The sequence below is a fragment of the Mycobacterium sp. pV006 genome, assembly GCF_041287115.1.
Lineage (GTDB): Bacteria > Actinomycetota > Actinomycetes > Mycobacteriales > Mycobacteriaceae > Mycobacterium.
In genome coordinates, this window is the sequence record NZ_JBGGKT010000018.1 from 1 (window position 1) to 26,625 (window position 26,625).

General features: G+C 69.7%; 24 protein-coding genes and 1 pseudogene. 4 read left to right on the forward strand and 21 right to left on the reverse strand.

The window, feature by feature from the left end:
- The 8 genes and pseudogenes from ACAG25_RS21520 to rpsB form a co-directional block, all read right to left on the reverse strand.
- Positions 1-609: pseudogene (locus ACAG25_RS21520) on the reverse strand (23S rRNA (adenine(2503)-C(2))-methyltransferase RlmN); the annotation flags it as partial.
- A 33-nt stretch (positions 610-642) separates the two neighbouring features.
- A complete protein-coding gene (locus ACAG25_RS21525) occupies positions 643-1,497 on the reverse strand; it encodes a phosphatidate cytidylyltransferase (RefSeq protein WP_370490513.1) in 855 nt (284 codons plus the stop codon).
- A gap of 23 nt (positions 1,498-1,520) precedes the next feature.
- Positions 1,521-2,078, reverse strand: coding sequence for a ribosome recycling factor (gene frr, locus ACAG25_RS21530; RefSeq protein ID WP_370490514.1), 558 nt, complete (start codon positions 2,076-2,078; stop codon positions 1,521-1,523).
- Positions 2,079-2,118: 40 nt separating this feature from the next.
- Positions 2,119-2,874: a UMP kinase gene (pyrH, locus tag ACAG25_RS21535; RefSeq protein WP_370490515.1), complete on the reverse strand. Its 756-nt coding sequence runs from the start codon at positions 2,872-2,874 to the stop codon at positions 2,119-2,121.
- 121 nt (positions 2,875-2,995) lie between these two features.
- On the reverse strand, positions 2,996-4,402 hold the full coding sequence (locus ACAG25_RS21540) for an amidase (protein WP_370490516.1): 1,407 nt from the start codon (positions 4,400-4,402) through the stop codon (positions 2,996-2,998).
- A 49-nt stretch (positions 4,403-4,451) separates the two neighbouring features.
- Positions 4,452-5,939: a sugar transferase gene (locus tag ACAG25_RS21545; protein ID WP_370490517.1), complete on the reverse strand. Its 1,488-nt coding sequence runs from the start codon at positions 5,937-5,939 to the stop codon at positions 4,452-4,454.
- A 350-nt stretch (positions 5,940-6,289) separates the two neighbouring features.
- Entirely contained in the window at positions 6,290-7,117 is an 828-nt protein-coding gene (gene tsf / locus ACAG25_RS21550) for a translation elongation factor Ts (RefSeq protein ID WP_370490518.1), read from the reverse strand.
- An 11-nt stretch (positions 7,118-7,128) separates the two neighbouring features.
- A complete protein-coding gene (gene rpsB / locus ACAG25_RS21555) occupies positions 7,129-7,965 on the reverse strand; it encodes a 30S ribosomal protein S2 (RefSeq protein ID WP_370490519.1) in 837 nt (278 codons plus the stop codon).
- A 256-nt stretch (positions 7,966-8,221) separates the two neighbouring features.
- On the opposite strand from rpsB, the gene ACAG25_RS21560 reads away from it, so the two are divergent.
- Both ACAG25_RS21560 and ACAG25_RS21565 read left to right on the forward strand, forming a co-directional pair.
- Positions 8,222-8,722 (forward strand): M23 family metallopeptidase, encoded by a 501-nt coding sequence (locus ACAG25_RS21560; protein WP_370490520.1) that lies wholly within the window; start codon positions 8,222-8,224, stop codon positions 8,720-8,722.
- A 9-nt stretch (positions 8,723-8,731) separates the two neighbouring features.
- Positions 8,732-9,697, forward strand: a complete 966-nt coding sequence (locus ACAG25_RS21565) for a TIGR03621 family F420-dependent LLM class oxidoreductase (protein ID WP_370490521.1) — start codon at positions 8,732-8,734, stop codon at positions 9,695-9,697.
- Position 9,698: 1 nt separating this feature from the next.
- Here ACAG25_RS21565 and ACAG25_RS21570 read toward each other — a convergent pair whose 3' ends face one another.
- From ACAG25_RS21570 to ACAG25_RS21595, 6 genes are all read right to left on the reverse strand, one after another.
- Complete coding sequence (locus tag ACAG25_RS21570; RefSeq protein ID WP_370490522.1) at positions 9,699-10,601, reverse strand: tyrosine recombinase XerC; 903 nt, start codon at positions 10,599-10,601, stop codon at positions 9,699-9,701.
- A gap of 32 nt (positions 10,602-10,633) precedes the next feature.
- Positions 10,634-11,794, reverse strand: coding sequence for a lactate 2-monooxygenase (locus ACAG25_RS21575; RefSeq protein WP_370490523.1), 1,161 nt, complete (start codon positions 11,792-11,794; stop codon positions 10,634-10,636).
- Between the two features lie 36 nt (positions 11,795-11,830).
- The gene (locus ACAG25_RS21580; RefSeq protein ID WP_370490524.1) at positions 11,831-12,676 is read right to left on the reverse strand and encodes a siderophore-interacting protein; all 846 of its coding nucleotides are present in this window, start codon (positions 12,674-12,676) and stop codon (positions 11,831-11,833) included.
- Positions 12,677-12,753: 77 nt separating this feature from the next.
- Entirely contained in the window at positions 12,754-13,884 is a 1,131-nt protein-coding gene (gene dprA / locus ACAG25_RS21585; RefSeq protein WP_370490525.1) for a DNA-processing protein DprA, read from the reverse strand.
- Entirely contained in the window at positions 13,884-15,389 is a 1,506-nt protein-coding gene (locus tag ACAG25_RS21590) for a YifB family Mg chelatase-like AAA ATPase (RefSeq protein WP_370490526.1), read from the reverse strand. The genes dprA and ACAG25_RS21590 overlap by 1 nt, the downstream gene beginning before the upstream one ends.
- The gene (locus ACAG25_RS21595; protein ID WP_370490527.1) at positions 15,389-15,754 is read right to left on the reverse strand and encodes a YraN family protein; all 366 of its coding nucleotides are present in this window, start codon (positions 15,752-15,754) and stop codon (positions 15,389-15,391) included. The genes ACAG25_RS21590 and ACAG25_RS21595 overlap by 1 nt, the downstream gene beginning before the upstream one ends.
- Positions 15,755-15,904: 150 nt before the next feature.
- On the opposite strand from ACAG25_RS21595, the gene ACAG25_RS21600 reads away from it, so the two are divergent.
- Together ACAG25_RS21600 and ACAG25_RS21605 are read left to right on the forward strand one after the other, a co-directional pair.
- Positions 15,905-16,741 carry a DUF1206 domain-containing protein gene (locus ACAG25_RS21600; RefSeq protein ID WP_370490528.1) on the forward strand — a complete coding sequence of 279 codons (837 nt, stop codon included), beginning with the start codon at positions 15,905-15,907 and terminating at the stop codon, positions 16,739-16,741.
- A 34-nt stretch (positions 16,742-16,775) separates the two neighbouring features.
- The gene (locus ACAG25_RS21605) at positions 16,776-19,286 is read left to right on the forward strand and encodes an AMP-binding protein (RefSeq protein ID WP_370490529.1); all 2,511 of its coding nucleotides are present in this window, start codon (positions 16,776-16,778) and stop codon (positions 19,284-19,286) included.
- Here ACAG25_RS21605 and ACAG25_RS21610 read toward each other — a convergent pair.
- The 7 genes from ACAG25_RS21610 to ACAG25_RS21640 form a co-directional block, all read right to left on the reverse strand.
- Complete coding sequence (locus tag ACAG25_RS21610) at positions 19,246-20,067, reverse strand: acyl-CoA thioesterase (protein WP_370490530.1); 822 nt, start codon at positions 20,065-20,067, stop codon at positions 19,246-19,248. The genes ACAG25_RS21605 and ACAG25_RS21610 overlap by 41 nt on opposite strands.
- The gene (locus ACAG25_RS21615) at positions 20,064-21,272 is read right to left on the reverse strand and encodes a CoA transferase (protein ID WP_370490531.1); all 1,209 of its coding nucleotides are present in this window, start codon (positions 21,270-21,272) and stop codon (positions 20,064-20,066) included. Before ACAG25_RS21615 ends, ACAG25_RS21610 begins: the two co-directional genes overlap by 4 nt.
- Before the next feature lie 24 nt (positions 21,273-21,296).
- Entirely contained in the window at positions 21,297-22,070 is a 774-nt protein-coding gene (locus tag ACAG25_RS21620; protein WP_370490532.1) for an HAD-IIA family hydrolase, read from the reverse strand.
- A gap of 45 nt (positions 22,071-22,115) precedes the next feature.
- Positions 22,116-22,997 carry a universal stress protein gene (locus ACAG25_RS21625; protein WP_370490533.1) on the reverse strand — a complete coding sequence of 294 codons (882 nt, stop codon included), beginning with the start codon at positions 22,995-22,997 and terminating at the stop codon, positions 22,116-22,118.
- Positions 22,998-23,038: 41 nt separating this feature from the next.
- Entirely contained in the window at positions 23,039-24,517 is a 1,479-nt protein-coding gene (locus ACAG25_RS21630; RefSeq protein WP_370490574.1) for an AAA family ATPase, read from the reverse strand.
- Between the two features lie 66 nt (positions 24,518-24,583).
- The gene (locus ACAG25_RS21635) at positions 24,584-25,780 is read right to left on the reverse strand and encodes a cytochrome P450 (RefSeq protein WP_370490534.1); all 1,197 of its coding nucleotides are present in this window, start codon (positions 25,778-25,780) and stop codon (positions 24,584-24,586) included.
- A gap of 11 nt (positions 25,781-25,791) precedes the next feature.
- Entirely contained in the window at positions 25,792-26,580 is a 789-nt protein-coding gene (locus ACAG25_RS21640) for a spirocyclase AveC family protein (RefSeq protein WP_370490535.1), read from the reverse strand.
- Positions 26,581-26,625 lie beyond the last annotated feature (45 nt).

Consider the following 26,625-nt stretch of genomic DNA (forward strand, 5'->3'; position numbering starts at 1 on the left):
GCGGGCGGAGCCCGCAATTGGACCGCCGCGGGCGGAGCCCGCAATTGGACCGCCGCGGGCGGAGCCCGCAATTGGACCGCCGCGGGCGGAGCCCGCAATTGGACCGGAGCCCTCGCGGGCCCGAAGTTCCGCGGCGGCGAAGCGCACCTGCTCGAGGATCTCCGCGGTGGACAGATTGCGCTTCAATCCACCCTGGCCGGTGGCGCAGAACGGGCACGCCATGCCGCAGCCGGCCTGTGACGAGATGCACACGGTGTTGCGGTCGGGATAACGCATCAACACCGATTCGAAGGTCGTCTTGTCGACCGCCCGCCACAGCACCTTGCGGGTCTCCCCCGCGTCGCATTCGATCTCGCGGGCGGCGTCGAGCAGTGTCGGGAACAACGAGGCGGCGACCTGGTCGCGGATCCCGGCCGGCAGGTCGGTCATCTGCTGCGGGTCGGTGATCAGCCGACCGAAGTACTGGTTGGCCAGCTGTTTTCCGCGGAAAGCCGGCAGTCCGAGCTCGGCCAGCGCGGCGGCGCGCTCGGCGTCGGCGAGATCGGCGAAATGCCGCGGCGGCAGCGCACGGCGCGGAGCGTCGAAGACCAGGGGCAGAGGATTCGGCATGACTGCCGTCCAGTATCCCTGGCGGCGGCCCGGTCAGGCCAACAGCGTCAGCACGACCCAGCCCATCACGGCCGACGGGAGCATGGCGTCGATCCGGTCCATGATGCCGCCGTGGCCGGGCAGCAAGGCACCCATGTCCTTGATGCCGAGGTCGCGTTTGACCTGGGATTCCACCAGATCACCGAGGACGCCGGTGATGACGAGCATCAACCCCAGCGGAACCCCGACCCAGGCGGGGTTGTCGAGCAGGAACGTCACCGACAGCACCGCGGCCGCGACCCCGAACACGAGCGAACCGCCGAGTCCCTCCCAGGACTTCTTCGGGCTGATCGCCGGTGCCATCAGGTGCTTACCGAACAGCACCCCCGCCGCGTAGCCGCCGATGTCGGCGAACACCACGGTGGCGATCACCGTGAATACGCGGCCGCCGCCGTGGTCCTGGAAGATCAGCAGCGCGCTGAACGCGGCGAACAGCGGAACCCACGTCGCCAGCAGAACCGTGGCGGCGATGTCACGCAGATAGTTGACCGGTGGTCGGCGCAGTCCACGCCCGACGAGCCGCCAGACCATGCATACGACGATCGTCGCGCCGAAGGCTCCGAGCACTCCGGTCGGGCCCCACGGCCAGCTCAGCCAGATCATCGCCTGACCGCCGAGCAGCAGCGGAACGGCCGGGAGGTCATAGCCGGCTTCGCGGAGCCGTTTGATCACCTCATGGGTGGCGATCGGGATGAAGACCGCGAGCACGGGCAGCCAGCCGATCGGCCAGAACAACAGGATGCCGATCGCCAGTCCGCCCAGCAGGACACCGACGGCGATGGCCGCGGGCAGGTTGCGTCCTGCCCGCGAGGGCTTCTTCGTCGGCGGTTCGTCGACCGGCTGATTCATGCGAGAGATCGATTGCTGTGGTCTCAGACCTCCAGCAGCTCGCCTTCTTTGTGCTTGACGAGTTCGTCGATCTGCGCGGTGTACTGGTGGGTGGTCTTGTCCAGGTCCTTCTCGGCGCGCGTCACCTCGTCCTCGCCCGCGTCCCCGTCCTTCTTGATGCGCGCCAGCTCTTCCATCGTCTTGCGGCGGATGTTGCGGATCGCCACCTTGGCGTCCTCGCCCTTGCCCTTGGCCTGCTTGACCAGATCGCGGCGTCGCTCCTCGGTGAGCTGAGGGATCGCGACGCGGATGACGTTGCCGTCGTTGCCGGGGTTGACGCCGAGGTCGGAGTTGCGGATCGCGTCCTCGATGGCACGCAACTGGTTGGCCTCGTAGGGCTTGATGACCACCAGGCGCGCCTCGGGCACGTTGATGCTCGACAGCTGCGTGATCGGGGTGGGCGTTCCGTAGTACTCCACCTGGATGCGGTTGAACATGCCGGGGTTGGCCCGTCCGGTGCGGATCGACGCGAGGTCGTCTCGCGCGACCGCCACGGCCTTCTCCATCTTCTCCTCGGCATCGAAGAGGGCTTCTTCGATCACAGTCGTCTTCTCCCGTCGCTGTCGCGTGCGATACGCGTCGTCACGTGGTGACCAGTGTCCCGATCTTCTCACCCGCGACGGCGCGCGCGATATTGCCGTCGACGAGCAGGTTGAAGACCAGGATCGGCATGCCATTGTCCATGCACAGGCTGAACGCGGTCGCGTCGGCGACCTTGAGCCCCCGGTCGATGACCTCGCGGTGGCTGATGGCGGTGAGCAGTTCGGCGTTCGGATCCTCCCTCGGATCCGCGGTGAACACGCCGTCGACGGCTTTGGCCATCAGGACCACGTCGGCGCCGATCTCCAGGGCCCGCTGGGCTGCGGTGGTGTCGGTCGAGAAGTACGGCAGTCCCATGCCGGCCCCGAAGATCACCACACGACCCTTCTCCAGGTGGCGGACCGCGCGCAGCGGGATATAGGGCTCGGCCACCTGGCCCATGGTGATGGCGGTCTGCACCCGGGTGTCGATGCCCTCCTTCTGCAGGAAGTCTTGCAGCGCAAGGCTGTTCATCACGGTGCCGAGCATGCCCATGTAGTCGCTGCGGGTACGTTCCATGCCGCGCTGCTGCAATTGGGCGCCGCGGAAGAAGTTGCCGCCGCCGATGACCACCGCGACCTGGGCGCCGCTGCGCACGACGTCGGCGATCTGCCGGGCGACCAGGGCGACAACGTCGGGGTCGAGGCCGACCGAGCCGCCTCCGAACATCTCACCGCCGAGCTTGAGGAGGACCCGCGAATAGCCGGGCCTGATGGTCGACGACGAATCTTCACCGTGGGGGCTGGTGCCTTCCGCCATCCGACTCCTTCGCAGTGCTCGCACCGGTGCACGCGCGGCCCCGACCGGCACCGCGACGGCACTCCTCATCCTGCCTCATCGCGGGGTCGACACGGCGCCGGGGTCGTCGGCGGGTCGGGGTTCAGTCGCGCACGCTCGGCCAGGGCCGGGCGGCCTCGAGCTCGTAGGCCAGCTCGAGCAGTCGCGACTCGGCACCCATCGGCGCGGAGAACATCATCCCCACCGGCAACCCGGTCGCGCTCTGCGCCAGCGGCAGTGAGATCGCGGGTTCACCCGTCGCGTTCTGCAGCGGCGTGAACGCCACCCAGGCGGTGAGTCGTTCGATGACCTGCTCGTAGGGCGCCGTCGGATCGAGGTGGCCGATGCGCGGCGTGACGTCGGCCAGCGTGGGCATCAGCACGACGTCGTAGGTCTGGTGCAGCCGCGACGTGATGCGCCGGATCCGGGCCAGGCGGGCGATCGCCCCGGGCAGCCGGTGCAGGTTGCGCGCCGCATGCGCTTCGAGTCCGCGCGTCAGGTTGTCCAGCCGGTCGCGGTCGAAGCTCGTCCCGAAGGTGCGCCGTCCACCGCGCACCAGCGCGAACGCCAGAAACGACCAGTACAGCAGGAAGTCGTCGACGAAATGGCCGGGTACCGGGTTGCCGATGACCTCGATCCGGTGTCCGAGACCCTCCAGCAGTTTGGCGGTGTCCAGGGTCAGCGCGCTGACCTCGGCACTGGCCTCCCGTTCGATCGACTCGGTGCAGACGGCGATGCGCAGACGCTGGGTACTCGGGCCGGTGACGTCCCCGATCGGCGGCAGCTTCGGGTTGGCGATGGCGCGTTCGGCCTCGCGGTAGAAGGCCGCGGTGTCGCGCACCGTGCGCGTCACGACACCGTTGTGCACGATCCGCAACGGCATCTGGCGCATGTCCCTGTCCAGCGGCAGCCGCCCCCGCGACGGCTTGAGCCCGACCAGGCCGTTGCACGCGGCGGGGATGCGGATCGAGCCGCCGCCGTCGTTGGCGTGGGCGATGGGGACGACGCCCGCGGCGACGAACGCCCCCGACCCCGACGAGGACGCACCGGCGGTGTGCTCGGTGTTCCACGGGTTGCGCACCGGCCCGAACCGCGGGTGTTCGGCAGACGCGCTGAAGCCGAATTCCGACAGGGCGGTCTTGCCCAACGGCACCAGGCCGGTCGCCAGGTAGGTGCGCGCGAAGTCGCCGTCGGCGCTCTCCGGGCGTGGGTGCCACGCGTCGGTGCCGCTCATCGTGGGCATCCCCGCGACGGCGACGTTGTCCTTCAGAAAGCTCGGTACGCCGTCGAAGAACCCGCCGAATGGCCGCCGCTGGGCGGCCCGGGCGCGCGCCCGGTCGAAGGCCTCGAAGACCAGGCCGTTGAGCGTCGGGTTCACCGCCTCGACCCTCGCGATCGCTGCTTCCACGACCTCGGATACCGAGACATCCCGCCGTCCGAGTGCCTCGACGACACCTACGGCGTCGAGGTCGCCGAGTGCGTCGTCGGCGAACGCCGAAACTCGATCCATGCGCCCGACGGTACCAAAGCGTACCGCTTGCGGTCGGTGATCTGAACGGTCACTCCGCGCGTCGCAACACCGCACCCACGGTCATCGCCAGGATCTTCCAGTCCAGCCACAGCGACCAGTTCTCGATGTAGAAGTTGTCCCACTCGGCGCGGTCGGCGATCGAGGTCTGCCCGCGGAGTCCGTGCACCTGCGCCCACCCGGTGATGCCGGCTTTGACGCGGTGCCGCTCCCCGTAGCGCGCGATCTGAACGTTGAACAGCTCGACGTACTCCGGCCGTTCGGGGCGCGGACCGACCAGGCTCATGTCGCCGCGGATGACATTGATCAGCTGGGGCAACTCGTCCAGCGAGGTGGCGCGCAGGAACTTCCCGATCCTGGTGCGGCGGTCGTCGCCTTCCACACCTCCCGGAGCCGACCCGGCCTCAGGTAGGTACGCGGGGTCGGACTCCTTCGGCGGGCGCATCGAGCGGAACTTCAGGCAGCGGAAAACCCGGCCGTCGCGGCCGGTCCTCGGCTGCGCAAAGAAGATCGGCCCCGGCGAGCTCAACCGCACGAGCAGCATCAGCGTCACGAACAGCGGAGCGATCGCCGCCAGGCCGATCGCGGCGACCACCCGGTCGGAGACGTGCTTGCACGTGAACTGCCAACCGCGCGGATTCACCCGCGGCGCAGCGATCAACGGCAGACCGCCGATGTGGTCGATGCGGGCATGCACCCCGATGGTGTCGAAGATCCGCGGCACGATCCAGACCGCGACTCCGAGATCATGGGCGGTCCTGACCGCCCGGGCCATCGCGTCGTCACGGGTCCGGGAGAACGTGACGATCACGCACTCGGCTCCGGTGCAGACGATCGCCTCGCCGAGCCGATCCAGGCCGCCCAGGTACGGAATGTCCGAACGGTCTCCGCTGGACAGTCCGCCCCACGGCGGCTCGTCATCGATCAATCCGACAGGTCGCAGTCCGTATTCCGGCGTGATCGCCAGCCGCTCGATGACCTTTGCGGCGATGCGTCCGTTACCGACGATCAGTGTCGGCGCGGTCAGCACACTGCGACGGAACAGGCACCTTCGGATCGACAACCACAGCAGGCGTCCGAGCGGCACCAGGACCGCCGCGCACATCCAGATGCGGGCCACGGCGTCGTCCGCCGATTCGGCCACGCCCGGGTTGGACACGAGCCCGGACAGCAACAGCACCGCGGCCAAAGCCGTCGCCGCCGCAATGGTGGGGAGCTCGTCGAGGAAGGTGCGCTGCAGTGATCGCCGATACAGTCCGCGGATTGCGATCAACGCCACGACGGTCGGAGCGAAGAACCACAGCATCCAGATCGGCGGCAGATCGAAGCCCAGACGCGTAGCCCAGATCGCGCCGATCGCCACCGCGGCCGAGGTGGTGGTCAAGTCCAGGAGCGGACCGAGAACAGGCTCCCAGGACCTCCGCCGTCTCAACTGGTCGAGATCGACGACGACCTCGGTTCGGGCATCTGTCCGCGTCGCCGCATCTGCGGTGTCCCGGACCTCGAGGATGTCTGTCACCTGCAGCCACGGCAATTGTCAGGTTCAGACATGCGGATAGATTAACTCTACCGACACCGAAACACGCGAAATCCAGCCCTTTTGATGATCGACAAGCGGCATCCGAGTTAGCTGTACTGTTGCTGCGATCCTGTCATGGGGTAATCCGCAAACCCTGCCGTCGCCGCAGCGGGCACCTCGGATCGTCTTTGACCCGTTCAAGGCACGGGTAGCAAATAGGTGGACAGGCCACGAACAGTTCCTGGCAGCAGACGCGAGCCGGGTGCGGATTCCGTCGTCACCGCCCCGCCGGAAAGAACGAGGCCCCCGAGACGATGTCTCGGGGGCCTCGTGACTTCAGTGCGGAGAGGTCAGGCCTGACCGACCTCGAAGCGGACGAAGCGCGTTACCGTCACGCCGGCCTCGTCGAGGAGCGCCTTGACGGTCTTCTTGTTGTCGGACACCGACGGCTGATCGAGCAGCACGACGTCCTTGTAGTAGCCGTTGACCCGACCCTCGACGATCTTGGGCAGCGCCTGCTCGGGCTTGCCCTCGTTGCGGGCGGTCTCCTCGGCGATGCGGCGCTCGTTGGCGACGATGTCCTCAGGGACATCGTCGCGGGTGAGGTACTTCGCCTTGAGCGCCGCGATCTGCAGCGCGACCGCGTGCGCGGCTTCGACACCCTTGGCCGCGTCGCCGGCCTGGTACTCGACGAGCACACCGACCGCGGGCGGCAGATCGGCGGCCCGCTTGTGCAGGTAGGTCTCGACCGTGCCGTCGAAGAAGGTCGCGCGACGAAGCTCGAGCTTCTCGCCGATCTTCGCCGACAGATCGGCGATGGCCTGCTCGACGGTCGAATCGCCGAGCTTGGCGGCCTTGAGCGAGTCGACGTCGCCGGCCTTGGCCTCGGCAGCCGCGGCGACGATCTGCTCACCCAGGGCCTGGAACTCGGCGTTCTTGGCGACGAAGTCGGTCTCGGAGTTCAGCTCGATCAGAGCGCCGCCCTTGGCCGCAACCAGACCCTCGGCGGTGGCGCGCTCCGCACGCTTGCCGACGTCCTTGGCGCCCTTGATGCGCAGCAGTTCGATCGCCTTGTCGAAGTCGCCCTCGGCCTCGACCAGCGCGTTCTTCGAGTCGAGCATTCCGGCGCCGGTCAGCTCACGGAGACGCTTGACGTCGGCAGCGGTGTAGTTAGCCATCTGAGCCTTCCCTACGGGTTCGGGGTGGTCGTGGGTTCGGTGTGGGTCTCGGCCTCGGGCGTACCGGGCGTCGCCGCGGTGGCGCCGGCCAGCAGTTCCTGCTCCCACTCGGGCAGCGGTTCGGCCGCCGCATCCTGGCCGGCCTCGGCCTTGCCGGCGCCGGCGCGGGCCTGCAGGCCCTCGGCGACCGCGGAGGCGATCACCTTGGTCAGCAGCGCGGCCGAACGGATCGCGTCGTCGTTGCCCGGGATCGGGTAGTCGACCAGGTCCGGATCACAGTTGGTGTCCAGGATCGCGATGATCGGGATGTTCAGCTTGCGCGCCTCGGCGACGGCGAGGTGCTCCTTGTTGGTGTCGACGACCCAGATCGCCGAGGGCACCTTCTGCATGTCGCGGATACCGCCGAGCGAGCGCTCCAGCTTGTTCTTCTCGCGGGTCAGCATCAGGATTTCCTTCTTGGTGCGACCCTCGAACCCGCCGGTCTGCTCCATGGCCTCGAGTTCCTTGAGCCGCTGCAGGCGCTTGTGCACGGTGGAGAAGTTGGTGAGCATGCCGCCCAGCCAGCGCTGGTTCACATACGGCATGCCGACGCGGGTGGCCTCCTCGGCGATGGATTCCTGCGCCTGCTTCTTGGTGCCGACGAACATGATCGACCCGCCGTGCGCGACCGTCTCCTTGACGAACTCGTACGCCTTGTCGATGTAGGTCAGCGTCTGCTGCAGGTCGATGATGTAGATGCCGTTGCGGTCGGTGAAGATGAACCGCTTCATCTTCGGGTTCCAGCGTCGAGTCTGGTGTCCGAAGTGGGCGCCGCTGTCAAGCAGCTGCTTCATGGTTACAACAGCCATGGTTGGCCATACCTCTTGTGTTGTCGGTTGTCGTCCGGCATCGGGTGAGCCGGACCCTGGCGACTGTTTCGGTGCCGGACCCCGGAGGGACCACCCGGCACACAGGTATTACAGACGCGCGAAGTCAACCCGCAGATGCGAGTTGCGGTTAGCAGTTTACACGCCGAACAGGGTGCTCTTGACCACCGGCGGAGCTGTCCACAGGCGCCGCACAAGCCGGTGGCGTCGAGCCTGACGGCTGCGCTGAACTGCAAGGATGCGGATCGTCGCGGCGCTGTTGTGGTGTGGGTTGGTGTGGGCGGTGCCGGCGCAGGCCGACGGCACCCGCTTCGGGTGGCCGCTGCGGCCGCCGCCCGCGGTGGTGCGGGCCTTCGACGCCCCGTCCCCGAATTGGCAGCGCGGGCACCGCGGCGTCGACCTGGCCGGACACCCGGGTCAGGCTGTGTTCGCCGCCGCTGCCGGGACGATCGTCTACGCCGGGCAGCTCGCCGGACGGCCGCTGGTGTCGATCGCGCATGCAGGTGGTCTGCGCAGCAGCTACGAACCGGTGCGGCCCGGGGTCCGGGCCGGTCAGACGGTTGCGGCGGGTACCCCGATCGGCGAGCTGGTCGCAGGCCACGCCGGTTGCGCGGCCACGGCCTGCCTGCACTGGGGCGCGATGTGGGGTGCGGCGGCGCGGGCGGATTACGTCGATCCGCTGGGTCTGCTGTCCGCGACCCCCATCCGGCTCAAACCCTCGGGCGGCGGTGGCGGTTAGCGTCGGAGTGTGACCACCGAGGCCCACCGCAACCGACGTCCGCGTTTCGGTCTGACCACCGCACTGCCGCGGCGGGGCGGCCAGTGGCGGACGTTCGCGCAGTCGGTCGAGGCGGCCGGTGTCGACGTCCTGACCTTCGCCGACCATCTGGCCCCGGCCCTGGCGCCGTTCACCGGCGCCGCCGCAGCGGCGCTGGCAACCGAGTCTCTGCGGGTGGGCACGCTGGTGCTCAACAACGACTTCCACCATCCGGTCCAGATCGCGCGGGAGGCCGCGACGCTGTCGGAGGTCAGTGGTGACCGGTTCGAACTCGGTCTCGGCGCCGGCCACATGAAAAGCGAGTACGACGCCGCCGGTCTGCGATTCGACCGCGGCGCCGTCCGGGTGGACCGCCTGGTCGAATCGGTCACGGTAGTGCGGGATCTGTTGGCGGGCAAGGGAATCCGCTTCGCCGGTGCGCACTACCGGGTACACGCGGAAGCAGGAACGCTGGTCCCCGTGCCGGGCTCACCGGTGCCGCTGCTGATCGGCGGCAACGGCACCCGGGTGCTGCAGCTGGCCGGACGGGTGGCCGACATCGTCGGTTTGGCCGGGATCAGCCACAACCGGGACGCCACCGAGGTGCGGTTCACTCACTTCTCGAGCGCGGGGCTCGCCGAGCGCATCGCGGTGGTGCGCGCCGCTGCCGGCGATCGGTTCGAGCAGATCGAGTTGAACGCGCTGATCCAGGTGGTGGAGTGCACCAAGGATCGGGCGGCCACGGCCGACGCGCTGGCAGGCCGGCTCGGGGTGCCGGCGGACCTGCTGCTGGATTCGCCGTTCGTGCTGTTGGGCACCCACGAGCAGATGGCCGAGACCCTGCTGGAGCGGCAGCGCCGTCTGGGGATCAGCTACTGGACGGCGTTCGACGAGTGGGCCGGACGGCCGTCGGCGCTGCCCGACCTCGCTGCGGTCATCGGCCTGCTGCGGCCGTGACTCAGGCCCGCGGGTGGGCCTGGTCGTGCACGGCGCGCAGCCGCGCGACGCTGACGTGGGTGTAGAGCTGGGTGGTCGCCAGCGACGAGTGACCCAGCAGTTCCTGGACCACGCGCAGGTCTGCGCCGCCTTCGAGCAGATGGGTCGCCGCGCTGTGGCGCAAGCCGTGCGGACCGATGTCCGGCGCGCCCTCGACGGCCGCCACCGTCTGGTGCACGACGGTGCGTGCCTGCCGCGGATCGAGCCGGCCACCGCGGGCGCCGAGCAGAAGCGCGGGACCGGACCGGTCGGTCACCAGATGGGGACGCCCGTCGGTCAGCCACGCCGTCAGGGCGGCGTCCGCGGGTTGACCGTAGGGCACCGTGCGCTGCTTGTTGCCCTTGCCGAGCACGCGCAGCAGCCGCCGCGAGGTGTCGACGTCGTCGATGTCGAGTCCGCACAACTCGCTGACGCGGATGCCGGTGGCGTAGAGCAGCTCGACGATCAGGCGATCCCGAAGTGCGAGCGGATCATTCTGTTGGGCACCGGATTTCGCGGCATCGAGGGCGTCGAGCGCCTGGTCCTGACGCAGCACCGAGGGCAGGGTGCGGCGGGTCTTCGGCATCTGCAGCCGGGTCGCGGGATCCTCGTCGAGCAGGCCCCGTCGCACGGCCCAGGTGGTGAACGTCTTCACCGCCGAGGTCCGTCGTGCGAGGGTGGAGCGCGCGGTGCCGGCCGCGGCCTGGGTGGCCAGCCAGGACCGCAACAGCGGCAGTGTCAGGCCGCGCAGTCCGGCGCCGGGGCTGCGTTCGTCGACGAAGTCGAGCAGTGCGCGCAGATCGCCGCGGTAGGCGCGGCGGGTGTGCTCCGACCGGCCGCGCTGCAACGCAAGATATTGATCGAATTCGTCGAGCACCGCGTCCACCGCTTCACCGTGGCAGACGCTTCCGCGGTCGGTCAGCCGACGCGCCGCAGCACGTCGTGGGTCAGCTCCGCGAGGCTGCGGTAGCCGTCGACGGCCATGATCAGATCGGCCTCGGCCAGCAATGACCGCAGCACGTGCACCACGCCGTCCTCGCCGCCGATGGCCAGACCGTAGGTGTAGGGCCGGCCGACCCCGACCGCGGTGGCGCCCAGCGCGACCGCCTTGACGATGTCGGCGCCGCTGCGGATGCCGGAGTCGAACAGCACGGGCATGCCGTCGGCCGCTTCGACGACACCGGGCAGGCAGTCCAGCGCGGGCAGCCCGCCGTTGGCCTGGCGGCCGCCGTGGGTGGAGCAGTAGATGCCGTCGACCCCGCCGTCCTTGGCGCGGCGGACGTCGTCGGGGTGGCAGATGCCCTTGAGGATCAGCGGCAGGTCGGTCAAAGACCGCAGCCAGGGCAGATCATCCCAGGTCAGCGGGTTACCGAACTGTTGAACCCACTGCAGCACGGTGGCCTGCATGTTTTCCTCGGGCGGTTGGGACAGCGCCGCGCGGAAGACCGGGTCACTGGTGTAGTTCGACAGGCACCGGCCGCGCAGCTGCGGGAAGTTCGACGTGGCCAGGTCGCGGGGCCGCCAACCCGGGATCCAGGTGTCGAGGGTGACGACGATGGCCTTGTAGCCCGCGGTTTCGGCGCGCTGGACGAAGCTGGCCGCCAAGTCGCGGTCGGCGGGTGTGTAGAGCTGGAAGAACCCGGGGGTGTCGCCGAATTCGGCGGCCACGTCTTCGAGGGGGTCCTCGGTCAGGGTGGACACCATCATCGGCACGCCGGTGCGGGCCGCCGCCCGCGCGGTGACCAGATCGCCGTGGCCGTTCTGCGCGCAGATGCCGATGACTCCGACGGGCGCCATGAACACCGGCGACGGCAGTTTCAGACCGAAGAGGTCCACGGACAGGTCGCGTTCGGTGGCGCCGACCAGCATCCGTGGCATCAGCCCCCACCGGTCGAACGCGGTGCGGTTGGCGCGCTGGGTGTGTTCGTCGCCGGCCCCGCCGGCGACGTAGGACCACACCGACGGCGGCATGGCGACCTCGGCTTTGGCTTCCCACCCGGCGTAGTCCATCGGCAGCGTGGGCAGGATGCCCGAGAGGCCCTGGAGGTAGATCTCGAGTTGGTAGTTGCCGAAGGTCATGGCGTCAGCCTGCCATCGACCCCGGCGCGGGCACGGTTATTTGGCTTCGGCCGCGGCCAGTTCGCGTTTCCACTGCCGGAAGGTCTCTTCGGTGCGGCCGCGGCGCCAGTACCCGGAGATCGACGATGCCCACTGGGCTGGGATGCCGCGTTCCTTGCGGATGTAGGGCCGCAGGTTGTGCATGACGGCCTGGGCCTCACCGTGGATGAACACCTGCGCCTGGCCGGGCAGCCACGGTGTCCCGGTGACCGCCTCGATCAGCGGCGCGTGGTCGCCGGCGATTTCGTCGCCGACGAGGTCGGCGCGGCCACCGCGGTAGATCCAGCGCACCTCGACCCCTTCGGGGGCGGTCAGCTCGATTTCGTCCTCCGGTCCGGCGACTTCGATGAAGACGCGGCCGATGGCGTTGGCGGGCAACGCCTCCAGCGATGCGCTGATCGCCGGCAGTGCTGCCTCGTCGCCGGCGAACAGGTACCAGTCGGCGGCCGGGTCGGGCGCGAACGCTCCGCTGGGACCCATCACGAACAGGCGCCGGCCCGGGGTGGCGTTGGCCGCCCACGGCCCGGCGACCCCGTGGTCGCCGTGCACGACGAAGTCGATGGTCAGTTCCCGGCGCTCGGTGTCGGCGCGGCGCACGGTGTAGGTGCGCACCACGGGTCGCTTGTGCTCCGGCAGCACGTTGAAACTGTCCAGGGTCAACGGCTGTTCGAGACCGCTGACGTCGAGGTCGTCGTCGACGAAGACCAGCTTGACGTAGGCATCGGAGTATTCGTTCGGGGTGAAGGTGTCAAATCCGGTGCCACCGAGGACGACTCGCACCATGTGGGGTGTGATGTTCTCGGTACGCACCACGTGGAACGTGTGCACGGGACGGCCTGCCACTTGATCAACCTCCACTGCTGACGGCTTTGTCAGCGACTATACGAGCGACCCTGCTCCAGCAGGGTCGGCCGTGTGCCTCAGCTGCGCGTCGCCAGCCTCCAAGTGCCCTCCTCCTGTCGGATCAAACCGCGGACCTCCAACATCGCCAACGCACCCAACACCCCTGCCATCGGCAGCCCCGCCAGGATCGCGATCTCGCCGACCGTGCGTGCCCCGCGGCGCGGCAACGCCTCGTACACAGTGAGTTCGGTGTCATCGAGGTCGTCGAGAGCGGTGGTCGAATGATCTGGTTCGGCAGCAAGCTCGCCGAGGCGCCCGACCGCTTCGACCACCTCCGCTGAGCGGGTGACCAGGGTGGCCTCATTCTTGGCGATCAGCGCGTGGCAGCCCGCCGACGTGGCCGAGGTCACCGGTCCCGGGACCGCGAACACCTGCCGGCCCAGCGCCCGCGCCCATGCGGCGGTGTTCGCCGCACCACTGCGCAGCCCGGCTTCGACGACGACGGTGGCCCCGCTCAACGCGGCGACCAGCCGGTTGCGCGCCAGGAACTGCCGTCGCGTCGGCCGCAGGCCGGGCGGATACTCGGTCAGCACCAGTCCGCTGCGGCCGACGCGGTGCAGCAGCGCCGAGTGCCCGGACGGGTAGGGCACGTCGATGCCCGCTGCCAGCACCGCGACGGTCTCGCCCTCGCAGGCCAGCGTGGTGCGGTGCGCCACGCCGTCGATGCCGTAGGCGCCGCCGGAGACCACCGCGACGTCGCGCTCGACCAGACCGGCGGCCAAGTCGGCGGTCACGTGTTCGCCGTAGGCGCTGGCGGCGCGGGTACCCACCAGTGCCGCCGACCGCGCCGCGACATCGGCCAGATATGACGGGCCCACCGCCCACAGCACCAGCGGGGCGTGTCCCCACTGCCGCTCGGCCAGCGCGGGGTGTGTGAACGAGGTGAACGCCAGATGGGGCCATTCGTCGTCGCCGGCCGTGAGCAAGCGCCCGCCCAACCGGTCGAGGGTCTTCAGATCGGCGTCAGCCGAGTCGATTTCGTGGCGCGCCTCGGTAGCGCGGGCCAGATCGCCGCGGACGTCGCGGGCGCGGATGCGCTGCGCGGCCTCGACGGGACCTTCTGCTCGTACCAGTTCGGTGAGCAGCGGATGGGGTGGCTCGCACACCCGGGACAGGTAGGCCCACGCACGCCGTTCTGCGGTGTCCATCAGGGGGTCCCCTGCCGAAAGCTGAGTGCGGTGGCCACGTCCTGTCGGGTCGGCGAGGTGCGGCCGCCGAGGTCGGCAAGTGTCCAAGCGACCCGCAATGTGCGGTCCATGCCACGGATGCTCAGGGCTCCGCGGTCGACGGCGGTGCGCACCGGCGCCATGGCGTCTGCGCTGAGCCGGAACCTGCGGCGCAGCAGTGTGCCGCCGGCTTCGGCGTTTGTGGTGATGCCGTGTGGTCGCCACCGCTCGGCAGCAGCCTGACGCGCGTTCCAGACACGTTCTCGCACTGCCGAGGTGGACTCCCCCGCCTCGTCGACGAACGGTCCGGCCTTGGAGGTGTGCATTTCGGTGCGCAGATCGACGCGGTCGAGCAGCGGCCCCGACAGCCTGCTGCGGTAGCGCCGCCGCTCGGCGGCGCCGCACTGGCAGTCCCGGGGGTCCGGCGGCGCACACGGGCACAGGTTGGCCGCGAGAACCAGCTGGAAGCGGCACGGGTAGGTCGCCACTCCGTCACGACGCGCCAGCCGGATCTGCCCGTCCTCCAACGGTGTGCGCAGCGCCTCCAGGGCACCGGTGTTGATCTCGGCGAACTCGTCGAGGAACAGCACGCCGCGGTGGGCGCGGCTGACCGCGCCCGGACGCGCCATGCCCGGCCCGCCGCCCACCAGTGCGGCGACGCTGGAGGTGTGGTGCGGGGCGACGAACGGCGGCCGGGTGATCAGTGGGGCGTCGCCGCTCAGCAGCCCGGCCACCGAGTGGATGGCCGTGACCTCGAGCGCCTCGCTGTGCGACAGCGGCGGCAGCAGACCCGGGAGACGTTGTGCCAGCATGGTTTTCCCAATCCCCGGCGGGCCGGTCATCATCAGGTTGTGCGCACCGGCAGCGGCCACCTCGACGGCGAAGCGGGCCTGCGGCTGACCCACCACGTCGGCCAGATCCGCGGCGACGTCGGGAGTGTCGGCAGGTTGATCGACGCGCCCGGCCAGTTCGCCCTTGCCGCGCAGCCAGCTGTGTACCTGACGCAGGGTGCGTGCACCCCACACTTCGATACCGTCCACCAGACTGGCCTCGGCCAGGTTGTCGATCGGCACCACCACCGCCGACCAGCCGTGGTTACGGGCAGCCAACACCGCCGGCAGCACCCCGGTGATCGCCCGCACCCGCCCGTCCAGGGCGAGCTCACCCAACAGCACCGTCTTCTCCAGGTGCGGCCACGCCTTCTTGTCCTGCGCAGCCAGCACCACGGTGGCCAACGCCAGGTCATAACCCGAGCCGACCTTGGGCAGCGTCGCCGGGGACAGCGCCAGCGTCAACCGGGTCTGCGGCCACTCGAACTTGCAGTAGGAGATCGCCGCCCGCACCCGGTCCCGCGACTCGCGCAGCGCGGTGTCGGCCAGACCCACCAGAGACACCCCCGGAAGACCACCGGCGATGTGGGCCTCGATTTCGACGATCACCCCGTCCACACCGCGCACCCCGACCGAGAACGCCCGCCCCAGCGCCATCACGCCACCGCCTGCAGATGGGTGATCTCCGGTTCCCGACGCCGACCCACCCGGATACCGATGACGTCGATGCGCACCGCGGCCCAGCTGCGTCCCTGGGCGGCCAGCCACAATCCCGCCAACCGGCGCAGCCGCCGCACCTTCGCCGGCGTGACCGCCGCCGTGGCCTCTCCGAACAGATCCCCGGCCCGCGTCTTGACCTCGACGAACACCACCGTGCCCGCATCGGCGGCGATGATGTCCAGCTCGCCGTAGCGGCACCGCCAATTACGTTCCAGCACAGACAAACCCCGACGCTGCAGATAGTCCACCGCCACCTGCTCGCCCCACGCGCCGAGTTCACCGCGACTCTGTGTTCCGGTCATGTCCGCAACCCTGACCCGCCCCGCCGACACCTCCCTACACCAACCCGCAGTTGTCCCCAGAACCGCGTTCCTCCACAGGCGCGGCCGCCCGCGGTTTCACCGCCGTCAAACCCGGGGTATACGCGAGCATCGCGCCGACCAGGAGGACTCATGACCACCCGAGGATCAGCCTCGTCGCTGCACCGATCCGCCCACGGTGCCGCCGACCGGGCCACCGACAGCAAGGCCTTCGAGTACACCGCGCGGGCGGGTTTCGCCGCCAGCGGCGTGCTGCACCTGCTGGTCGGCTACATCATCGGCCGGCTGGCCTTCGTCGGCGGCGGCGGTAACGCCGACCAGTCCGGCGCGCTGGCCACGCTCGGCAGCCAGACCGGCGGAGCGATCATGTTGTGGGTGGTCGCCGTCGGGCTCGCCGCCCTCGGACTGTGGCGGCTGGCCGAGGCCGTCATCGGCTCCAAGCCGAGCGAATCGCGGCGCGGCGACAACCCCGCGTGGAAACGCGGCAAGTCGGTCGCGCTGGCGGTGATCAACTTCGCGATCGCGTTCTCCGCGGCGCGGTTCGCGATGGGCAGCGGACAGTCCAGCAGCCAGCAGAACTCCGGGCTCTCGGCACAGCTGATGCAGTCCGCGTGGGGCAAGGCGCTGCTGTTGGCGGTCGGGGCGGGTGTGCTGGCCGTCGGCGCCTACCACGTCTACAAGGGCGTGTCCGAGAAGTTCTTCGACGACCTCGACGTGTCGCGCGGCACCGGCATCACCGCCGCCGGGGTCATCGGCTACGTGGCCAAAGGCGTCGTGCTCGGTGGTGCCGGTCTGCTCGTCGTGGTCGCCACGCTGCAGGCCGATCCGACCAAGGCCAGCGGACTCGACGCCGCGGTCAAGACCCTCGGCGAGGCTCCGTTCGGCAAGTTCCTGCTGATCGCCGCCGCGCTCGGCATCGCCGCGTTCGGTGTCTACAACTTCATCCGGAGCCGCCACAACCGCATGTGAAAAACCACGGCGGTATCGTCACGGCCATGTCGTCGTGCCGGCCGAGCGGGCCATGCGTGCCCTGATCGACCACCTGCGTACATACGGTGAGCGCACGGCGGTGCTGACCGAGACGACGCAACTGTCCTACCGCGACCTCGCCGACGAGGCCGCGGCGGTGGCCACCCGGCTCGGGACGCGTCGCCAACTGGTGATGATCGAAACGACCAACACGGTTTACTGCCTGGTGCACTACCTCGGGGCGCTGGCCGGTGGCCACGTGGTCTTGCCGGTGGCGGCCGACCGCGACCACCGCGCGATCACCGAGACCTACCGACCGGACGTCATCGTGACCGCCGGCGGAATCCAGGTGCACTCGCACGGCGCGCACGACCTGCACCCCGACCTCGCCCTGTTGCTGTCCACCTCCGGCAGCACCGGCTCCCCGAAGCTGGTGCGGCTGTCGCGTGACAACCTCGTCTCCAACGCCGCGGCGATCGCCGGCTACCTCGGGATCCGCGAAACCGACCGCGCCGCAACCACTCTGCCGATGTCCTACTGCTACGGCCTGTCGGTGGTGCACAGCCACCTGCTGGTCGGGGCCGGGCTGATCCTCACCGACCACAGCGTGGCCGACGAGCAATTCTGGACGCTGTTCCGGCGCCACCGGGGCAGTTCCCTTGCTGGGGTGCCGTACACGTTCGAACTGCTCGAGCGGGTCGGCTTCGACGCGATGGATCTACCGCACCTGCGCTATCTGACCCAGGCCGGCGGACGCATGCCCGCCGACCGGGTGCGCCGCTTCGCCGGGCTCGGCCGACGACGCGGCTGGGACCTGTTCGTCATGTACGGCGCCACCGAGGCGACCGCGCGCATGGCCTACCTGCCGCCGGACCTGGCGCGGTCCCGGCCGGAGGCGATCGGCGTACCCATCCCCGGCGGCACGTTCACCCTCGAACCGTCCGACGAGTGGCCCGGCGGCGACGTCGGCGAACTGATCTACCACGGACCCAACGTCATGCTGGGCTACGCCGAGCATCCCGCGGACCTGGCCACCGGCGCCACGCTCGACGCGCTGCGCACCGGCGACCTGGCGCGCCGCGCCCCCGATGGTCTCTACGAGATCGTCGGCCGCAAAAGCCGTTTCGTGAAGATGTACGGTCTGCGCATCGACCTGGCACAGGTGGAGTCCGCGCTGCGCGACGACTCCATCTCCGCATTGTGTGTCGACCACGGCGATCAACTGGCAGTGGTGGCCGCCCGAGCACCCGACGTTTCTTCGGTGCGTCGGTCCGCGGCCGAGGCGGCGGGCGTCCCGGCCGACGGGGTCCGCGTCGTCAGCGTCGACGAACTGCCCATGTTGTCCTCCGGGAAGCCCGACTACCCGACCGCGCGCGCGTGGGCCGCCGCCGCCACCGACGGCACGGTCGACGACCACACCACCGACCTGGCGGCCCTGTACGCCGAGGTCCTGCACCTCGATCCGGCCGATGTGGACGGCGACGCGAGCTTCGTCGATCTCGGCGGCAACTCCCTGAATTACGTGACCGTGTCGCGGCGGTTGGAGCGCGCGCTCGGGCGGCTGCCGGCGCAGTGGCCGCAGATGCCGCTGCGTGAGCTGCAGGCGCTGGCCGGCGCGCCGCGACGACGACGCCTGTGGGACACCACCGTCGAGACCAGCGTGGCGTTGCGCGCCGCGGCGATCGTGTTGATCGTCGTCTCGCACGCCGAACTGTTCGAACTCTGGGGCGGCGCGCACATCCTGCTCGGGGTGGCCGGCTACAACTTCGGCCGGTTCTGCCTGACCCCGCTTCCGCGACGCACCCGCATACGTCATCTGCGGTCCACCATCGCGTGGATCGCGGTCCCGTCGATCGCGTGGGTGGCGGCGGCGCTGCTCCTCACCGACGACTACCACCCGACGAATCTGTTGCTGGCCGACAAGTTCCTGGGACCACCGGACAGCATGACCGCCGGACGGTTGTGGTTCATCGAGGTGCTGGTGTGGACGCTGGTGGTGCTGGCGCTGTTGTTCTGGCTGCCGGCCCTCGACCGCGCCGAGCGCCGGTATCCGTTCGGGGTGGCCGCGGCGTCCCTCGCGGTCGGGATGGTGCTGCGGTACGGCCCGGGCGCGGTGCCCGACGCGAAGTTCACGATGCTGGCCTTCTGGTTCTTCGCGCTGGGTTGGGCCGCGGCCAAGGCGCGCACCGCAGCCCAGCGCGCCGCGGTGACCGTCGTGCTGGTGGTCGGCATGATCGGGTACTTCGACGACCCGCTACGCGCGGCGCTGGTGCTGAGCGGTCTGGCGATGCTGGTCTGGCTGCCCGCGCTGCGGTGCCCCGCTCCGCTGGCGGCGGTGGCGGCGGTGGTCGCCGAAGCGTCGCTGTACACCTATCTGACGCATTACCAGATCTACCCGCTGTTCGGGTCGCACCGCCTGCTCGGAGTTCTGGCCTCGATCCTGGTCGGCGTCGCCGTGACCGCCGCGGTGACGGCGCTGCGGACCCGACTGGGGCGACGCGCGGTCAGCGCGCCGGCTGGGTCGCCGGTTCGCGCGCTGCGATGAGTCCCTCCTGAACCAGCGTCGCGGTGACGGTGCCGTCGCTCCCGATCAGGCTCGCGGTCACCACGCCGCGCCCGCGCGCACCCGCCGGGGACCGACACTCCAGCAGGTTCCACCGATCGGCGACCACCGGCCGGTGCAGCCACATCGAGGAGTCGGTGGTGCCGCTGCGGTGCGTGCGGGCGGCCATCGAGTGCCCGTGCACCTGCAGCGCGGGGTCGATCAGGTAGAGGTCGGTGACGTACACGGCGACCAGCGTGTGCAGTCGCGCGTCGTCGGGCATGTCGGCGGTGACCCGCCACCACATCCGCCGGACGAAGTCCTCGGTGCCGGTGTGGGCGTCGACGATCCGGATGTCGAGTTCGTCCAGGGGCAGTGACGGCGCCGGGCCGGGCGGACCGGTCGGCGGCAGCGTCGCGGGATCGTCCAGGCCGGCCCGGCGGCCGTGTTCGGGCCCGGGCAGGCCCGCGGAGAACGACACCGTCGCGGTGGTCAGCAGCCGCCCGTGCTGGGTCGCCTCGACGCGACGCGACGCGGCGGTGCGGCCGTCGTGGATCCGGTCGACGCGGTAGTCCACCGGCTCCCCCGCATCACCACCACGCAGGAACTGCAGGTGCAACACCGTGGGCGCCTTACCGTCATCGACGGTGTGCCACGCCGCAGCGAGGGTCTGCGCGAGCAGCAACCCCCCGTACGCGCGCTTACCGGCCGGACCGCTGGGCCGCCCCCGCCAGGTGTCGTCTGCGAGCGCCTCGACCTCGAGCAGGCGGCGCAGCGTGCTCACGCGACGGTGCCCGAGCCGAAGAGTTCGTCGATCGCGCCCCGGTCCATCGACAACCACTCCCCCAGCACGGCGGCCGTGTCGTCGCCGAGCGCGGGCGCCGGAACCGCCCGCGGATAACTGCCGTCGATCGACACCGGCAGCCCGGCGGCGAGATGTCGCCCGACTCGCGGCTGGTCGAGCTCGGTGAACAGCGGGTTGTCGGTGACGCGCGGATCGGTCGCCGTTTCGGCGAAACTCTGATAGCGCTCCCACAGCACCGAGGTCTGCGACAGCGCCGCGGCGATCTCGGCGCCGGTGTGCGCGGAGAACCACTCGGCGAACAACGCGCTCAACGCATCTCGGTGCCGGTAGCGTTCCCCTTCGTCGGAGAAGTCGGCTCCGACTGAATCCGCCAGTCCCGCAACGGCTTCGGCGGTGCCGGTCAGGGTGGTCAGGTCGCGGAAGTGGCGTCCGGTCAGCGCGACGACCATGTAGGACACCCCGTCGCTGCTGGTGAAGTTCTGCCCGTAGGTGCCGTAGACGGAGTTGCCGATGCGTTGCCGCGAGGTGCCGTTGATCATCGCCTCGGTGAGCAGACTCAGGTTGCCGGCCGTGGCCAGGGCGACATTCTCCAGCGGGATGCTGATGCGCTGGCCCGCCCCGGTGGCGTCGCGGTGGCGCAGAGCGGTGACCACAGACAGGGCCGCGTACAGGCCGCAGCTGACGTCCCACGCCGGCAGGACGTGGTTGACCGGGGTGGTCAATTCGGCGGGCCCGGTCACCAGCGGGAACCCGATCGCGGCGTTGACCGTGTAGTCCACGCCGGTGCCGCCGTCGTGGCGCCCCGAGACCTCCACGTGGATCAGGTCGCGCCGCACCTTGAGAAGCTCTTCGTAGGAATGCCACTGGCGCCCAGCGACATTGGTGATGAACACGCCGGCATCGGCGACCAGCCGGGCGACCAGCGCCTGCCCGTCGGCCGAGCGCATGTCCACCGCCAGCGAACGCTTGCCCTTGTTCAGCCCCGCCCAGTAGATGCTGTCCCCGGCTTCGGTCAGCGGCCAGCGGCGGTAGTCGGCGGCCCCACCGACCGGGTCGACGCGCAGCACCTCGGCGCCGAGTTGGGCCAGGGTCATCCCCGCCAGGGGAACCGCGACGAAGCTGGAGATCTCGACAACCCGCACACCGGCCAACGGCCGCGCCGGGTCAGGCGCTGTATCGGTCACCCGATCAAGCTAGCAAGGCCCCGTTCAGACCAGGTCGATCGCTTCGGCGATCGAGGCCAGTACCCGGCTCGGCCGGAACGGGTAGCGCTCCACCTCGTCAGCCGACGTCGATCCGGTGAGCACCAGGATGGTCTCCAGCCCCGCCTCGATACCGGCGACGACGTCGGTGTCCATCCGGTCTCCGACCATCACCGTGGTCTCCGAGTGCGCCTCGATCCGGTTGAGCGCGCTGCGGAACATCATCGGGTTGGGCTTGCCGACGAAATACGGCTCCCGCCCGGTGGCTTTCGTGATCATCGCCGCGACCGATCCGGTGGCCGGCAACGGGCCCTCGGCCGACGGGCCGGTGACGTCGGGGTTGGTGGCGATGAACCGGGCGCCGCCGAGGATCAGTCGCACCGCCTTGGTGATCGCTTCGAACGAGTACGTGCGTGTCTCGCCCAGCACCACGAAGTCCGGGTCGATGTCGGTCATCGTGTACCCCGCCTCGTGTAAGGCCGTGGTCAACCCGGCCTCCCCGATGACGTATGCCGAACCGCCGGGTTGCTGGTCGGCCAGGAAGGTCGCGGTGGCCAGCGCCGAGGTCCAGATCGCCTGCTCGGGTACGACCAATCCAGATCGGGCCAACCGGGCCGCCAGGTCACGCGGAGTGAAGATGGAGTTGTTGGTCAGCACCAGAAACGGCCGCTCCCGTTCGGCGAGTCGCTGCAGGAACTCCGCGGCACCGGGCAGCGCGTGTTCCTCGCGAACCAGGACGCCGTCCATGTCGGTCAACCAGCACTGTGGGGTGGCGCGCATCGACCCAGTGTGGCAGGCGCAGCACCGATCGGGCCAGAGCCGGCGTCACCCGGCCTGGCCGGACCGGCAGACCATCACCGATATCTCGCTGTGCTGCAACAGATTCAGACTGGTCGACCCCAGCAGCGTGCTGGCCAGCGCATTGCGTCCGCGGGTGCCGACGACGACGAGTTGCGCATCGCCGCAGTGGTCGAGCACGGCTTGCGCGGCCGCGCCCTCGGCGACCACGCACTCCACCGCCACGCCCGGATAGCGCTGCACCAACCGGTCGGTCTCGGCGACCAGCAGGGTCCGCTGCGCCGCGGACAGCGAGTCCCGCAGTCCGTCGTCGGCGCGGGCCGCCGGCAGGCGCGTCGACCAGGCCCGCACCGCGCGCAGGCCGACGCCCAGCCGGTCGGCGACGTCGAACGCCGTCGCCAGGGCCGCCGCACCCGACGGGCTCCCGTCGGCGCCGACCACCACCGGCCTGTCGGTCAGCTCCGGCCGATCGCCGCGCCACGACACCACCGGACAGTGCGCCTGAGCGCTCACCGCCAGGGTCGTCGAACCCAACAACAGGACCGATGCGGTGTTGATCTCCTTGCCGCCCAACACGATCAGCCGCGCCTCGCGGCTCATCGTGGTCAGTACCTGGTCGGCGGACTCCCGGTGCGAGGAAGTCGACACCGCCAGTTCCGGGAGATCGGCGCGCACCGCGTCGGTCGCGTCCTTGAGGAAGATCGGCGACGTGTCCGCCTGATACGACATGATCGCGGCCTGGATCGCCGCGGTGGCCTCGGTCAGTCCTCGCCCCAGCCCGACCACGGCGTGCACGATGTGCAGCGGGGCGTGCAGTCGGTCGGCGACCGCCGCCGCCCACCGGGCAGCGGCGATCGCGCGGTCGCTGCCGTCCACCCCGACCACGACCGCACCGGTGTGCTCTGCCATGACACTCTCCTCGGATACTCGGTTCGGCGACGGGGCCGGCGTCAGAACGCCAGACAACAGATCTCGTGGGCCTCGGCGATGGTGTCGCCGAGGGGTCGACCGGTGTCGATGCGGTGCGCCCCTTCCCACACGTGCTCGGTCGCCTCGGCCAGCGCGGCCGCGATGGCCGGTGTGGCATCGGAGGTGGTGTTACGGCGCGCGGCGATGCGCGCCTTGGCCTCCTCCAGCGGCAGCGTGCACGCGAACTCGATGCTCGGACAGTGCATCTCGTCGGCAGTGTCACGAGCCCGCTGCCGATGGCCGGGATCGTGCCACGTCCCGTCGAGGATCACCGTGCGCCCGAGACCGAGCAGACCCGCGGCCCGGTTCAGCACGGCGTCGTAGACCTTCTCGATCTGTTCGGGGCTGTAGAGCCCCGAACTGAAGGCGCCGACCTCTCCGCCGATGACGCCGTCACGTTGCAGGTCCTTGCGCACGTCGTCGGTGGAGATCACCTCGGCCTGCAGATGCTGGGCCAGGCCTCGGGCCAGGGTGGTCTTACCGGTCCCGGGCCCGCCGCCGACCAACACCAGCCGCACCGCGCCGGTGCGCAGGTGATCGAGCGCGATGTCGAGGTGACGCCGAGCCGATTCCGCCGCGTCGGAACGGCCCTGTCCGGCGCGGATGCAGTCGGTCTTGGCGCGCACCACCGCCCGGTAGGCGATGTAGAAGTGGATCAGCGCCGTCGGCGCCGGATCCTGCGCAGCCGCGCGGTAGCGGTCGAGGAACACCTCGGCCAGGTCGCGACGGCCCAGGAACTCCAGGTCCATCGCCAGGAAGGCCGCGTCGTCGATGCCGTCGACGTGGCGCAGCCCCGCGTCGAACTCGAGGCAGTCGAGCAGCACCGGCCCCTCGGGCCGGCAGAAGATGTCGTCGGCGAGCAGATCGGCGTGGCCGTCGACGATGCGGCCTGCCGCGATGCGTTCGGCGAACAAGGCTTCGCGCCCGGCGATGAACTCGCCGGCGAGGCGTTCGACGTGGTCGACCGTCTCCTCGGGCAGCAGAGTCGGGGCGTAGCCGTGCAACTCGACCAGGTTGTCGTGCCAACGCTTGGCGACGGCCGCGGCAGTGGCTCCGGCGTCGACCTCGCTGCCGCGGTCCGCGCCGGCATGGAACCGGGCCAGCAGGTCGGCGACGGCCCGCAGGTCGTCGTCGACGGCCACTCCCTGCCGGCCGCGCGTGCTGAGGCGGTCCTGCTCGGCGTAGCGGCGCATCACGATCACCGGTTCGTCGGCTGCGCCGTCCACACCGGTCAGATGCGCCACCCCGAGATAGGCCTCGGGTGCGAGTCGGCGGTTCAGCGCGACCTCCTGGACGCAGGCCTGTTCCCGCTGCTCCACACTCGAGAAGTCGAGAAAATCCGTGCGGACGGGCTTCTTCACCTTGTACGCCCGATCACCGACGAGCGCGACGATGCCGGTGTGGGTCTCGTGGATCTGGGGGCAGGCATCGGTGGAGTGGTCGCCGTTCATGAGTCCCATGCTGCCCCACACGTCGGCCCCGCGCTGCAGCCCCTGGACCGCCGCAACAGGGACCAACGGCTCTAGTCAGCCGGTCCGGACCGGCAGACGCGCCCACCCCCGCACGCTGGAGGTGCGGGCCCGGCTCGCCTGCTGGTAGTCGACCTCCCAGTCGGTCCAGCGTTTGAGGACCTCCTCGAACGCGACCCGCGCCTCCAGACGCGCCAATGCAGACCCCAGACAGAAATGGATGCCCTGCCCGAAGCTGAGGTGCCCGCCGGTGCGGTGGATGTCGAAGCGGTCCGGATCGACGTAACGGGTGTCGTCGCGGTTGGCCGAGCCGTTGAGCAGCAGCATGAACGAGCCCTCGGCGACGGTGTGGCCGTAGAGCTCGACGTCCCGGGCCACGTAACGTCCCTGCACCGGCGACGGCGGCTCGAAACGCAGGGTCTCCTCGACCGCCGACGGAATCAGCGACGGGTTGTCGACGAGTTCCCGGCGTTGGTCGGGATGGTTGGCCAGCAGCTCCCCCATGAACCCGATCAGCCGGGCCGTCGTCTCGCCGCCGGCGCCGGCGATCATCGCCGTGTAGGCCAGCACCTCGGTGCGGTCGAGTTGCCTGCGGGTGCCGTCGGGCTCCTCGACCTCGGCGTTGAGCAGCTCGGTCATCAGGTCGTCGGACGGATGGGTGGCCCGCCACTCGATGTACTCGGCGAACAACGCCAGCGACTCGGCGAACACCGTCGCGCTGACATCGCCGAGCTCATCGCCTGCCGCGATGTTCTGGTCGGTGCGTTGCCGGATCTGCTCCTGGCCCTCTTCGGGGATACCGAGGAGGTACCCGATCGTGCGCATCGGCATGATCGCGCCCAGGTCGGCGACGAAGTCGAAGCCGTCGCGGCCGACCAGCGGATCCAGGGCGCGCGCACAGAATCCGCGCACCAGGTCCTCCACCGCGAGCATGCGCCGGGGGGTGAAGACCCGCGACAGCAGCCGCCGGTGCAGGTCGTGCAGTGGCGGATCCTCGAACAGCAGGATGCCCGGCGGCACCTCGATACCGTTGAACAGGATGTCGGCGGTGGTGCCCTTCCCCGACCGATAGGTCTCCCAGTCCGGAAGCGCCTTCGCCACATCGTCATACCGGCTCAGTGCGTAGAACCGGTATCGGTCGTTGTAATACAGCGGCGCTTCCTCGCGCATCCGGCGCCACACCGGGTACGGATCGTCATCGATCGCGAAATCATAAGGGTCGTAATAGAGTTCGACGGTGTCGGGTGTTCCCACGATGTTGACCCCTACCTCGGTTGGTTCTCGATGGGCGGCCACAGCTGTTCGGTCGGCCCCTCGGTGACGTACCCGCCGAGCTTGGTGGCCAGATGCGGCGCGAACACCGCGCCGTACATCAGGTGACCGACCACCACCACCGCCGCGATGGACAGCAGCGACGAGCCCAGCTTGCTCGACGACCGCTTGTCCGACCACACCTCGATGACGTTGCGGCCCTGCTCGTCCACGCGTCCGAGCAGATAGGTGAACACCATCATCTGCAGGCCCATCGCGACCGCGTCGTAGACGGGGTACTGGTAGCGGCTGCCCTGGAACAGCGCCAGCCCGTCGATCACGTAGCCGTAGACGAACACCCCGAGGCGCGGCCCGAAGAACCCGTTGAACAACAGCGCCCAGCAGAATCCCACAGCGAAGCCGACCGCCAGCAGCGTCTGCGGGCGCCGCCACCCGAACCGGGCGATCACCTTGCGGCCCAGCGCGGCGCCGATCACCGCGGGCAGCACGAAGTAGGCGATGTACCCGATGGGAACGGCCGAGGGCAGCCCACCGCCCCAGGTCATGTTCATCGGCCACCAGGACGGCATCCGGGGCAGCTCCGGCGGGAACTGGGCGTAGACCGCCCAGTCGTAGGGCGCCTCGATCCACGAGAAGGAGATCGCCGAGATCGACACCAGCAGAAGCGGATGCAGCCGGCCTCGCCGGATGCTCAGGTACACACCGAACGCCAGGAACAGGATCCCGCCGATGTAGGCGAACGACAACCCGGCGATCAGCGCCGGCGACAGCTCATTGTCCACTGTCGCGCGCCTCCGGGTCGAAGTACAACACCAGACCGACGATCA